Annotated in this window: 12 protein-coding genes; 1 reads left to right on the top strand and 11 read right to left on the bottom strand. The window is 49.0% G+C overall.

What is annotated here, in order from left to right:
- Positions 1 to 210: 210 nt before the first annotated feature.
- The 6 genes from OXH00_03975 to OXH00_04000 all read right to left on the bottom strand — a co-directional run bounded on the left by OXH00_03975 (position 211) and on the right by OXH00_04000 (position 7,535).
- Positions 211 to 948, bottom strand: a complete 738-nt coding sequence (locus OXH00_03975; GenBank protein ID MCY3740158.1) for an SIMPL domain-containing protein — start codon at positions 946 to 948, stop codon at positions 211 to 213.
- 56 nt (positions 949 to 1,004) lie between these two features.
- Entirely contained in the window at positions 1,005 to 1,970 is a 966-nt protein-coding gene (locus OXH00_03980) for a DUF4340 domain-containing protein (protein MCY3740159.1), read from the bottom strand.
- Positions 1,971 to 2,001: 31 nt separating this feature from the next.
- Positions 2,002 to 3,648, bottom strand: a complete 1,647-nt coding sequence (locus OXH00_03985; GenBank protein MCY3740160.1) for a Gldg family protein — start codon at positions 3,646 to 3,648, stop codon at positions 2,002 to 2,004.
- Positions 3,649 to 3,666: 18 nt separating this feature from the next.
- Complete coding sequence (locus OXH00_03990) at positions 3,667 to 4,383, bottom strand: ABC transporter permease (GenBank protein MCY3740161.1); 717 nt, start codon at positions 4,381 to 4,383, stop codon at positions 3,667 to 3,669.
- A gap of 6 nt (positions 4,384 to 4,389) precedes the next feature.
- A complete protein-coding gene (locus OXH00_03995) occupies positions 4,390 to 5,382 on the bottom strand; it encodes an ATP-binding cassette domain-containing protein (GenBank protein ID MCY3740162.1) in 993 nt (330 codons plus the stop codon).
- Between the two features lie 221 nt (positions 5,383 to 5,603).
- The gene (locus tag OXH00_04000) at positions 5,604 to 7,535 is read right to left on the bottom strand and encodes a hypothetical protein (protein MCY3740163.1); all 1,932 of its coding nucleotides are present in this window, start codon (positions 7,533 to 7,535) and stop codon (positions 5,604 to 5,606) included.
- A gap of 478 nt (positions 7,536 to 8,013) precedes the next feature.
- Here OXH00_04000 and dnaN point away from each other — a divergent pair, with 478 nt between their 5' ends.
- Positions 8,014 to 9,126 carry a DNA polymerase III subunit beta gene (dnaN, locus tag OXH00_04005; protein MCY3740164.1) on the top strand — a complete coding sequence of 371 codons (1,113 nt, stop codon included), beginning with the start codon at positions 8,014 to 8,016 and terminating at the stop codon, positions 9,124 to 9,126.
- Here dnaN and OXH00_04010 read toward each other — a convergent pair.
- The 5 genes from OXH00_04010 to OXH00_04030 all read right to left on the bottom strand — a co-directional run bounded on the left by OXH00_04010 (position 9,092) and on the right by OXH00_04030 (position 12,532).
- Complete coding sequence (locus OXH00_04010; protein MCY3740165.1) at positions 9,092 to 9,430, bottom strand: hypothetical protein; 339 nt, start codon at positions 9,428 to 9,430, stop codon at positions 9,092 to 9,094. The genes dnaN and OXH00_04010 overlap by 35 nt on opposite strands.
- Before the next feature lie 174 nt (positions 9,431 to 9,604).
- A complete protein-coding gene (locus OXH00_04015; GenBank protein ID MCY3740166.1) occupies positions 9,605 to 10,315 on the bottom strand; it encodes a hypothetical protein in 711 nt (236 codons plus the stop codon).
- Positions 10,316 to 10,326: 11 nt separating this feature from the next.
- Positions 10,327 to 11,400 (bottom strand): hypothetical protein, encoded by a 1,074-nt coding sequence (locus OXH00_04020; GenBank protein MCY3740167.1) that lies wholly within the window; start codon positions 11,398 to 11,400, stop codon positions 10,327 to 10,329.
- A 122-nt stretch (positions 11,401 to 11,522) separates the two neighbouring features.
- Positions 11,523 to 12,332, bottom strand: coding sequence for a hypothetical protein (locus OXH00_04025; GenBank protein MCY3740168.1), 810 nt, complete (start codon positions 12,330 to 12,332; stop codon positions 11,523 to 11,525).
- Between the two features lie 47 nt (positions 12,333 to 12,379).
- Entirely contained in the window at positions 12,380 to 12,532 is a 153-nt protein-coding gene (locus tag OXH00_04030) for a hypothetical protein (protein ID MCY3740169.1), read from the bottom strand.
- Positions 12,533 to 12,539 lie beyond the last annotated feature (7 nt).

The raw sequence follows: 12,539 nt of genomic DNA on the forward strand, positions 1-12,539 counted from the left end.
CCTGTAGATGTCGTAGCGGTTCGGGGTTCCGGCGCAACACCGTCCCGCTTGAACCTTTATCGGCGGCGCGATAACATGAAGGGGAAGCGGGTTGTCGTTTGGTGCTTGAGCGTCCGAGAATTTACGGAGGGACAGGGATGGCGTCTGGTGCCTGTGATTCGGTGAGGTAGGAACAGGCTTGCAACCTGTTCCTACAGTGTTGAGAAGTCTCTATTCAATCTCGTAAGCTATGCTGACGTTAATAGTAACGGTGAGTTCGCCAGCTTGGATAGGGGTGGAGCTACGTGCCTCGTCGGCAGCAAATTCAGCAGCCTCAGCAAAAGCAATCGGAGGTCCCGCAGTACGCGTCGTCTCTGTGATAGTAATCGGTTTTCCGAGGATAACACCACTCGCTTCTGCTAAAGTTTTCGCCTTCGCTTCGGCGTTCTTCACTGCTAAGGCACGCGCTTGTGATTGTAAAGGTGTGGGGTCCTCAATCATAAATTGGATCGAATTTACAACGACAATGTCTCCACCGGCTCCAATGGCATCATCAATTATATCGCTGAGGCTTTCGAGTTCTCGCGCCGTAGCACTGACAGTGTTATTGACCGTGTAGCCGCGGAGCACGCGTCCTTCATCCGTATAGTCGTACTGCGGGTAGATACTGAAATTCTCAGTTTGAATATCGTTTTCAGCGATGTCGTTGGCTTTCAGAGACGCAATTACTGCTGTCATTGCGCTTGCGGCTATCTCGCGCGCTTCTTCGACCGATGCTTTCTCAACAGACACGCCTAAATAGAGCGTTGCTATATCCGGTTCACCTGTGACCGAACCGCTTCCGTTAACGTGGATGCTCCTGCTCTCCGGTGATGGAACTATTGGTGATATGATTTGTGGATCACATCCGGTGAGGATTATGGCGAGTAGCGAACTAAAACCTAAACACAAGCATTTAAATTTATCCATAATAAATCTCCTTTGATGCAGTATCTGTGCCGAGATTTCCATATCTGATAGGTCCACTACTCGGTCTCGACTGCTGGCGCGGGATCCTCCGCTTTGAGTGTATCAGATTTTTTTATGAGCCTATCTACATTTGATTTGAAGAGTCTAAAGATGGTCTCTTTGTCGTCGCGTTTGACGTAAAGTTTGCCCTCCTCCTCTTTTCCGATGTACAGTGTCGCCGTTGTGCCATCATTCAGCGTAGCGGCTATAACGGACTGTGGTGTATCTAAGCCGTAATCGGAAAGCGTGCTTGTCGCTTCAGCGAAGTCGTCTGTATTCAATCCGCTGAGGGTTGTAAGAAGGTTGTCAACCTCAGTTGTATTGGCTGCAGCGGTTTCAGGTTTAAGCATCTGCCATGTCCCGTTTGCATCGAGACGCAGTTCGACCATTTCCTCTGGTGAAGAGATGTTAAGTTCGGTAACATTTCCCTTGCTAAAATCGAAGATGGTCCGATCTTTCCAGGTGCGCGTGCCTTTGTTAAAAACGGATTGGAGGTAGCCTTGTGCGACATAGACATCGTTGGAATCCGCTGGGCGTACGTAACTACTCAGAAAGCCGGGGGTTGTTTTACCGACGAACAGATGCGCCAACAGTTTATCGTTTTCATCCATCAGTTTCGCTTCGACACCGGTATTATCCACCTCGAATTCCGCCTGTTTTTCCGGGTTGTTGGAGACGCGCTGCGTATTCTTGAATTCCCCGACTTTGGTCAGCAGTTCGGCAATACCTTCGCTATCCGCCGGGTAGTTGTCCATTGAGGCGACTATCCATGTCCCGTCTTGTTTTGAGAGCGTTGCCGTTCCATCAATCGCGATGATTTCTATTTTCGCAACCTCTTCTTTGTTGAAACCTGGAAACAGGGGCGTCGCTGTCTCAACTTTCTTTTCGTGCTCGCTCTTCCCAAACGGGTTCTCAAAAATTAGGACGACGAGTAGCAACAAAACAAAAACGCCACCTAAAATCAGAAGTTGTTTTGTTTTCATTTTTTACTGTTAAAATCTCCTCTATCTGTTCTTAATCCGTACTCATAGATCGCGTGCTAAAGGTTTCTACCATCCTTTTGGCTCGACTTTTTAAGAAATATCGCAGAAGTCCGAAGATGATAACTATCAGCGGGATACCTGCAATACACAGATATTTAATTAGGTTTTTCTCGATTTCAGAAGCATCGCGGAGTGGTCGATTTGTGATCGTTTGTGAGCGAATACCGATGAGAGCATCGCCAAGCGTCAGCCAATCTACAGTGTTTAAGAAAAAGTTAACACCGTCGGGGCGCATCTGTGTTAGAAATTGTGCGTTGCCTACCACAACAATTTGTGTCTGTGCACTTTCGGTTATAGTGGTTCGTGCTGGGTCTGTTTGTACTGAGGTGGCGGATTCGCCGTCCTCTGCACTCATAGCATTGTCGCTTGCGGCTGGCGGGATCTCTTTATCGGCGTAGAAACTTTTGAATGTTCCTTCCAATCCGATAGCGACAGGATAGGCTTGTGTCTGTGTATCGGGGATCGGAAAATTCGGCATAAGGTTATAATAACCTTGAAGCGTCTGTCCGAATTCGCTTGTTTTCGCTAACGTCGTTGCTGTGATGCCTTCTTTGGTTATGATCTCTAAGGAACTCGTCCAAGGTAACGTCAATGTCTCTAACTGGTTCGTAACCGCGTGTTCTGCCGAGAAATTCGGTTTTCTGATTTGGACAAAATACGGATACGGTTGAAAAACTGTCATAAAACCTTGTTGGAACCGAGCGTTGTCGTGGAATTTTCTATCAATAAGCAGATTATTACCGAGTTTGGCTCCGTAATGTTCCAAGAGGTCATTGAGTCCTGTGCTCAGCGGTGTCGCTTGCATTGTACCCGGTTGGAGCTGAATCGGATCAACTAAGAAGATCGCTCTGCCACCACGCATGATAAACTGGTCAAGCTCATATTTCTCGCGTTCTGTCAAGGGTTGCTTCGCGCCAGCGATGACCAGCGTCGTGACAGTATCATCAACCGCTGTTCCACCTTGCAGACTGACAGAGGTGACATTATATTGTCCTTTTCCGTTTTTATCCAAGAGTTGGCGGAACTGCTGATAGTTTTGATCGTTGATATCAAATTCACCGTGCCCCGTCAAAAATCCGACCGTTTTTGCCTCTTTTGTAGTGACTTTAAGGATAGTGGAGGTAAGGTCATATTCAAGATTCGCTGTTGATTGCACAACCGGCAAAGCCTCCTCTTTACCGCTGTAACCGATTGAAACACCCATATAGACGTTAGCGATTTCCGCTTTGTCTTTTTTCATAACGTTGATTTGCACTTCGGGGATGCCCTTGAAACGGAGTTCCTGTTTCTGGGCATCGTCAAAGTTTGCTGGGTTCACAAAATCGATCTGAAGATTTTTTGAGAATGCCTTGTATTCGTCGAGCATATCTCTCACATTACGTCCGACTTGCGCGACTTCAGCTGGCGATGTAGAGAAGTAAACAGTGATTGTAACAATATCATCTAATGCTCGCAACACATCTTTGGTTGCTTTCGAGATGGTATAGCGTTTGTCCTCAGTGAGATCAGTCCGAACAAAACGGCGTGTTGATAGAAAATTAATCAACACGAGAATACCGAGGATGATTGCTACAAAGGCGAGGGTGTTGCCACCGTGTGTGATCCGTTTATTAACCAAAATAGTTTACCTCCTTTCCTAACGCCATTTGCGGCTTTCAACTGCCAATGTGCTGAGATAAAGAAAAAAGCCGATCAGCGACAGATAGTAGATAATGTCGCGAGAATCAAGCACACCCCGTAGAATGCTACTGTAATGTGCACCGAGACCAAGATAGCTGAAAATCGGGAACAGCCAGTCCGGGGTATTGAAAAGCACAATATCTTCACCAATGATGAGCAACACAAAACAGGTGAAAATTCCCAAAATAAAGGCAATAATTTGATTCTCAGTCAGTGTTGAGGTGAAGAGTCCTATCGCAAGATATGCCGCACCCATTAGCAGGAGTCCGATATATCCGGCAAAAATAGTACCGCCATCTGGGTCCCCGAAGTACATGACTGAAAAAGGGATAACAAGTGAGAGGAGGACGGTTACGGTAAGCAGCACAAAACTCGCCAAGAATTTCCCGACAACGACCTCATAATCTCGAATTGGCAGCGTCATCAAGATTTCTATTGTACCGATCTTTTTCTCTTCAGCCCAAAGTTTCATGGTAACAGCAGGAATGAAAAATAGAAAAATCCACGGCATTAACCCAAAAAAGCCGCGCATTTCTGCTTGGTTACCGAAGAAAAAGCCACGGAAGAAAAGCCATGAAGAGAGACCGAGGAAAAATGTGATGAAGATATACGCGATAGGTGAATTGAAATAACTTCTGAATTCCTTTTTAAAAATTGCTGTAATATTCGTCATGGTTTTTTACGATGCGTCATTACTATCGTCCGCCCGTTCTGCGGATCGTTGGTTTTGGACGTGTGTCTGTTCTTTATCTGTCAAATTAAGGAAAACATCTTCTAAATCTGCGGATTCTTGGCGGAGTTCTGTCAGACTCCACCCGTTTTTCACAACCACATGAAAGAGAGCCTCGGCGGCATTACTATCTTGTGCAGCGTTGATCTGGTAACCCACAATGCCGTCCGCCGTTTCGACATGTGTCCACTGCGAAACAAAGTCTAATTCATTCAGCTTGGCTTCAACGGCTTCTTGGGTGCCCCGGATGGCGATATGAACAATTTCCTCGCCCTTTGCCTGACTGGCGAGTTCGTCCGGTGTGCCGTTCGCGACAATCTCGCCATTGTTAATGATCAGGACGCGACTACAAGTCGCAGAGACTTCGGACAAAATGTGTGTGCTGAAGATCACCAATTTCTCCTGCCCGATGTCTCTAATCAGATTCCGAATCTCAATGATCTGGCTCGGATCTAACCCGGAGGTCGGTTCATCTAAAATTAGGATGGGAGGATCGTGAATGAGGCTTTGTGCCAGTCCTAAACGTTGGCGGTAACCTTTGGAGAGTTCACTGATGTCTTTCTGGATGACATCCTCAAGTCCACAGGTATCAATAACTGAACGGATTCGCTCTTTCCGCTGGCTTTTAGGGAGCTGCCGCACCTGGGTCATGAAATTCAGATATTCAAGGACCCCCATATCGGTGTAAAGCGGTGCGCTTTCGGGGAGGTAACCAATCTGTTTCCGGACTTCAATGGATGCCTCAAATATATCGTATCCTGCGACAGTAGCACTGCCCGCGTCGGCGGCGAGATAGCAGGTGAGGATACGCATTGTAGTCGTCTTTCCGGCACCGTTGGGACCGAGAAAACCTAATACTTCACCGGCGTGTGCCTCGAACGAGACTTTGTTGACAGCAACCGTAGGTCCATAGGATTTTGTGAGTTCTCTGACTTCAATCATTTTTTTATTACGGGCCCGTTGTTCGTTTTTCTCCGTTGTCGAAAAAACGGTTTCCTTCAAAAAAGTGAGTTTCTGTCTTTTCCAATGGAGAATTAAGGGATATAAACCTCCCGAGGTGCTTTAAAAAAGCAAAATATATTTATAAAATATTAGCATAGAATTTGCCGAATGTCAAGAAAAAATTGATATATCAAGTCGCAGTGCCTCAAGCAGTTGAAATGCTAAATCCAACTATACACTGCCGACCTGAGTATAAGACTCAACAGGGGCCAAAAACACCCCATCAATGCTTCACCTAACACCAGGCCGATGAAGAAGGGTACTGCTTTCCGATAGGCATTGATTCCGCCATGTTTTAGAATGAGCCATTTCGTTACCATCGCAAGGAGCAGCGGAAACCAGATCACATCTGTTGTCCCTGGCGCGACGCCGATAACATATCCTGCTGGGTGCAATGGACACCACACAAAACGCGAGCGCAAGAACATGATGCCCAAATTCCCCGCAAATGCTAAACCTAACACCGAGGTCGCGAGCCAATCCGTTGGTTTCGGGTTCACTAACCATGACGAAAGGAAGTTATATGTATCCGCGCCACCCGCATGAATCTGCTCCGAACCAGCAGCCACCCCTTCACTATAAATCGCGTAAGGATAGAGAATCAGACTTGATAGGATACCGACGAGACTCGCGATAACTAATACGGCAAACATCGTTCGGTTTCGGATACCGGTACGCTCGGCAAGTTTGAATGCCTCTAACTGGTCCGGCATCGGGTGGGTTCGGAAGGAGGCATAACTCGCACCGCTGAGCCAATTCATGAGCGAGAGCATCGTTAGGTTGCCTGGGCGTAAACGCCGTGTACCGAGTAGCGAGATCATCATATACTGCGGCGTAAGATAGCCGATAGCGTGTATCGGGGGTCCCAGTTCTGCTCGCATCCGAGTTAATCCGACGACGATCATCAGATAGATACTGATGTAAATCGCGAATGCCCACAGCGACATCCCGCCACGGATACAGAAAACAGCGAGAAGTAAGAGGCAGATCCCAAGCGTTATCACCGCGCTCCGATATGAGAGTGCTTCAGTTTGTGATTCCCTGCGATTCGGATGAACCACTTGTCTCAGCACGGATGCAAAGTGTTTTCGCGCATGCCAACACGCAATCGCGAGCAGTGCCAACAACGCGCCTGCCCCCTGTTCACCCAAAAATGGGTAACCCTGTAACGTGGCGATCCCGACGGCACTGCCAACCAGCAGCTGGACCTTCTTCATCAAGTAGAAGAAGGCACACGAGAAGGCTAAATCCAACGGTAGAATGAACGAGAAACCGATCAGATATGGGTGGAACCGCAGGGGCATGCTGCCCATGGCGTTCCACGGTTTCTGTGTAAAGTAGATATTCAGATTGTACTTTCGGACTGGAATCTCTGGAAGTACCGGAAAAAAGAACTGCAGCCCATTGAGTAGATTGATACCCATAGCTATCCCGAAACCGATCCAGAGCAAGCGATTCCTGAAGATATGGCGGTTGGTGGTAATTTCTAATGGAATCTGGATAATCGGATACGCGAGTTTTTCATTTTCGATCCACTGCTTGCGAAGCAGGGCAGTCAAGCAGAGAAAGATGAGCATCAACAGAAAGATTACTGCTGACCAAGAGAGGATCGGTACAATCCAGTACTGTACATAACCTTCCGTAAAGAAGTTTACCTCACCTTCGTAGAAATCGGTGACTGTTTTCGGATGTTTCACGACAAGCCATTCGGGGAGATGGTGAAAGAGGAGTGCCTCCCAATCGTTTTCCGGTGTAGCGAAGCGGAAGGCATAGGGGATAAGTCCCATCAGGCGCGGAATACAATCGTGTCCTGAAAACGCGCTCCCCACAGCGAGCATACTGTATACCACGAGGAGGTCGCGCGGTTCCAAGGCGATCCGTGGAAAGATACGCCGTACACCGATGTTCAACAGTGTCATCGCCAAAATGCCGAACATGACATTGACGGACATCGCGACTGTCGTCAGATGCGCAGTGTGCCAAATCATCTCGACGTAAGCGATCCAGTAACTATTTCCAATGATAAGGATGGTGCCAATCAGTACTGCGCGTTTCGCGATTGCATGCGAGGTGTGTGGAGCCGTAGTGTGCATATTTTAAGGAGAAGAACGATACCGGTTAGTTTGCTTGTCACTTCGGTTGGGACCTATAAAAACTAACGGTTCGGGTGTATATCTTGTCAGGAAACTTGGGTTGTAAAGTGGACGCGGTGTTGTAGAACTTGTCTTAAAAACTTGTTAAGATTACTAAAATTTTTTCTTTATTGTATTCACTGAATATGTTATACTAAATAGAGACGTTTGTCAAGATTTTCGTCCAAATTAGACAGAGCCATTCAATTGTCCGATAATTTCGATTTTTTTCCGTAAAACTCTTCCTTGTAGGAACGATCTCTAAAACTGGATGGCTCTGCCAAATTAGATTCGGTCGGCATCGCTTGTAAAATTCTCGGTTGGTGCGACTAAAACGGAGAGACACAGTTTTATTAACTACAGTACACATTGTCCGTATTAGCGGTAGACAAAAATTAGCGTAAATTCTATTAGCAATTCTTGATATGGAGATTTTGGGATGGAATTAACTTTTCAAAAAGATGACCTGTTATACGCCTTACAGGTCCTGCAAGGGGTAGCCGGTGGGCGGAATGCCTTACCTATCCTCTCGAACGTTCTTATCCGAGCGGAGGATGGCACGATTGAGTGTATGGCGACAGATTTGGAAGTCGGCATCAAAATGAAGGTCGATGGAGAAGTCAAAGAAGGCGGGGCAATTACTGTTTCCGCCAAGAAATTGGGCGATATTGTCAAAGAATTGCCCGTGGATAAACCGATCGACTTGGTAACGACAGCAAACGACCGCGTTGAAATTACGTGCGGCGATGGTGTTTACAAGATTATCGGAATGCCGGATGAAGAGTTCCCGCAGCTGCCTTCTGTTGAAGGCGAAGCCTTGTCGATCGGCGGAGAAACGTTGATTGATGTCATCCAGAAAACGGAATTTGCTGCATCTACGGAGGAGGTCCGCTATTTTCTAAACGGGCTCTACTTTAATCTCCTTCAGGACAGGACCGAAGTCGTTGCGACTGATGGGAAACGTCTCGCGCTCACACACTGCGAGTCGCTTAACGCATCCGGCGAAGCCAATGGATTCATTGTCCCACTCAAGGCGGTTCGAGAGATCGCGAAGACCTTTGCTGATGCTGGCGAGGTGGAAGTCTCCGTTTTTGAAAACCAAATCCTCTTTACCGATGGCAATGCGACTTTGACAACCCGGCTCGTGGAGGGAGAGTATCCGAAATATGAGAAGATTATTCCCGAATCCACTGAGGGGCGAACGGTCGTTTCAAGAGACCAGATCTTGAGCGCAACACGGCGTGTGGCACTGCTGTCAAATCCAAAGAACTATTCGATCTGTTTAGAGATTGATACCGAACAGGTTCGGGTTTACGCAAGAACTCCCGAATTGGGAGAGGCACACGAGACAGTGCCAGTAGAGTCTGGCTCCGGAAATGTGAGGATCGGTTTTGATGCGCGTTTGTTGATAGAGGCGTTGGCACACATTCAAACCGAGTCTTTGGCGATTGAATTTACAGGCGAGTTGAATCCTGTTCTTATTAAGCCGGTCAGCGAGGATGAGTATATTTCCCTCATCATGCCGATGCGTCTGGAAGCCCCTGCAGCATAAGAGATATGCTTCTTGGCGTACCCGATAGCATACGCGCCATTGGCGGGAAAAATAAAGGATCGAGTGCGTCCGCTGAAACAACATCATCGGGTAGGAACGCATCCGCCATATCAAGCATCTCGGTCTCATCTATCGTATCCGCCTCGGTTTCATCGGACATCGGTGTGTCCGCTGTATCGTCAGGCGTGTTCGTAACGCCTTCGGTTTGAAAATCAACAGGGGCAGTGTTTCTCGACGGCGGCTTTTCGAGCGGCGACACCACCGTTTGCGGTATCGGACCCAAATCGCCTTCTTCGGAAACCACACAACCCCAAAATCTACACTTAATCAACCACTGAACCCTAAAAAAATGGCAGTCCGCGTCTGGCGCGTGCTGCCACTTTTCGACTATTAGTTTTCACCATGCAGCGAGGTCTCGCTGCGTTTCAGGGTTAGACGACTGTGAGGGGAAATCGTTTGAGTCAAAATCTGCTAATCGCTATCTGCGCTGCAATCGCCACTTTTCAGGGTTTTTCAGCCGTGCATCGCCAATCGGTATCGGTTGACCTTCGCGGGTCTCCCAGTCGGAAAGCGGCGGTCGGCGGTCGGGCAGCGGTGCGGAGACAGCGGTCGGTGCTGGCGTGGCTCTGCTTCTCACCGGTGCGGGTCTCGGTGTCGCTCGGTGCGGTGTGTGGGTTGTCCGTCTCGGAGAACGGGTGGCAGGCGAGGCGTTGAGGTAGACTCCTGTGTTGAGTCTCAGCGTTCTTTGCTGCCCGTTGGTGGAAAGCGTTACCCGCTTCGGCTGGATGTCTACAACTTCGGTCTCTGCGTCGAGTGTCTCACCGGTGGTCACGATATATGTTTTCTCTCCTGCGGTGGATTGAATGATTGCCTGTGGCGGTGTGTTGGCATCTGTCGCAAGTTTCGTGCCAATCAAGCGATAGGGTTCAATCGGCACAGGCGGTCGCCAACCGAGCGGTCGGAACAGGTTATTGTCTATAATCGTGCGGTAGAACGACTCGGTATCAAAGACGGCGGGGCGGGCGAGACGGACGCGGTCCGGTTCGCGGTCGGTTCTCTCATTGACAGCGGAAGGTGTTGAGGGCGGGCGAAAACTCACGACAACGACAATCCATACGAAAAGCAACGCGCCAGCAATCCAAAGACCACCGGCGCGTCGGTTGAAAAGGGTGGATTGTGTTTCAGACATCGCTTTGAAGGCTACTCCCGACACCGCCAGCTTGACGAGGCACCACACGTCTCAGGCTTACCACCGCTACAGAGTTGCCACGATTGACCGCAGGCAGGACGCATACACGTCCGAACGCGGTGGCGATTCACCAACGAACTGTTATTTGAATTATAAGGCGCATTACACGTTGAACAGGTCGCCGTATTGCTCGATGGCGGCGTGCTACCACCTGAACTGCCACCGTTGTTACTGGGTGGCGTGCTACCTGTCGAACTGCTACTCGACGGCGAACAACAGCAGTGGTTATGACCACAGATGGGACCCGGAACCCCTGAAGTCGAACCCTCCGAACATGAGCCTTGATCGTCGCAATAGTCATAGGTCTCGTTGTTCGCACACCCCGATGATGAACCGCTATTTGACGTGCAGCTCCCCGGATGCCCTGAGCAGGCATAAACATTTGAGGCGTTACAACTCGAACACGTCGCCAGCAATGCATGACTCGCGGGAACACCGTAACAATTCCAATACGACCCGCCTGCATTGCAGTTTGAATTCGGACACGTCACATGATGTGCTGTCGGTGATGAGACACCTGTCCGCTTGCAGAAACTACAGACGTTCGTCTTTGCCACCGTCCAACTCCCAGAAGTCGATGTGGTATGTGTGTATGCGGGATCCGAGGTGTCATTATGAACCACCCACTGCCCTCCATCCCATCTGGCGATTTTTCGCACTGCCTCTCCGCTGGCAGTCCAATCGTAAGTGCCAGAATCATCATCCCAAGCAGAAGCTTTCTCAACAGTGAACGAGAAGTCATCGTTTTCTGCACTATCCGAAAGGGGGAGCCCACCCACTACCGCCATGTAGCCGATTGTCTCTGTGGGTGCTTCGCCATATTGAGCATTTGTCAGATGATTGCTGCCATTAATTGTGATCGCTGTGATTCTAAAATCAATCCACCCTAGTCCCCTCGCGGCTCCTGAAATCGTCATCTCAACAGGGTCCGGATGCGACGGCACGGTTGTCCCCGTTTCCCGAATATAGTAGGTATATGTGCCAGAGGCATTCGCCGAGATTGACGGGCCACTGTGAATGACCATATACGGATTGGGGTCCCCGATGCGCGGCAGACCCCAAACACACAGACCGACACCGAGACATAATAAAAACAGAATGCTGAGTAAAAGAACTTTTTTATTTATGAGAAACCTCCATAAAGGGTTTAATCTTCAAGCGGCAAAGGTCTGGGTCTGGGAACTTGTCCCCCAATATCATTACCGACCAGATGTCCAAGCCCTAATTCAACAAGGGCTTTTTCATGGGCTTCTTTCGTTCGTTGAGCCACTTTGCTTCGTGCTTTCTTCCCAGAAGCTGACGCTGTAATGAGCGGATATGGTCCTTGTGCCTCGTCTTGAATCCGATACATTTTAGTACGGATTTGTTCCAGTTTGTTTGGATCGGTTGTACGAAGCCTTTGTGCCTTCAACTCCAAGTATCTTCTGGTTTGCTCGGGATTGGGTGCGAATGCGGTAATCGTAAAGACTTGGATATAAGGTTCACCGATCTTGTTGATGACGGGTTGTCCGTTCTCATCGCGTTTGACGACCCACGCATCATCCCAAATATATTCATAACCTCTTGGCGGTGGCGGAACACCGGCTTGTTCAAACCACGCCGACATTGCCCGTTTCGCCTCTGCGGGCGAGAATTGCGACAGATATTTCTCAAGGAACGAACCCGGACGCGGTTTGAGTTCGCCAGCGTCCGCGGCATCCGATTCTGGCACGGGGGGCACTTCTGCCTCATGCGGTTCAGCATGCCAAGTGCCATCGGCGTGGAAGTGTCCGCCTTGCGAGGTGTCCCCTTCAGGCACTTCTGCGGTCGGTTGTTCGGTCGGTTTCTCTATGGGTTCAACAGGCTTGTAAATCACAATCGGCTCTTTCGGTGGCTGTGTCGCGAGCAGGTAAAGCCCGACGGCACAGATCGCCACGATGAACACCGATAACGGTAGCCAATATTTTCGTAAAAACATGTTTTCACTCCTTGAGTTTCACACCGGTACACGTCTGCATCGGGTTCTTATTTGACGACTTCCGCACCAAACCCTGCATCTGCTAACGCAGTGATTAGCACCGAGCTTTTGATTTGACTCTTGACAACGACCGTTCTATCCCGGAGAGAGACCGAGACGATCTCCAATTCACCATCAACTTGACCGAGTGCAGACCGCACTTTTGCT

The sequence above is a fragment of the Candidatus Poribacteria bacterium genome (assembly GCA_026706025.1).
In the GTDB taxonomy this organism is placed as follows: domain Bacteria; phylum Poribacteria; class WGA-4E; order WGA-4E; family WGA-3G; genus WGA-3G.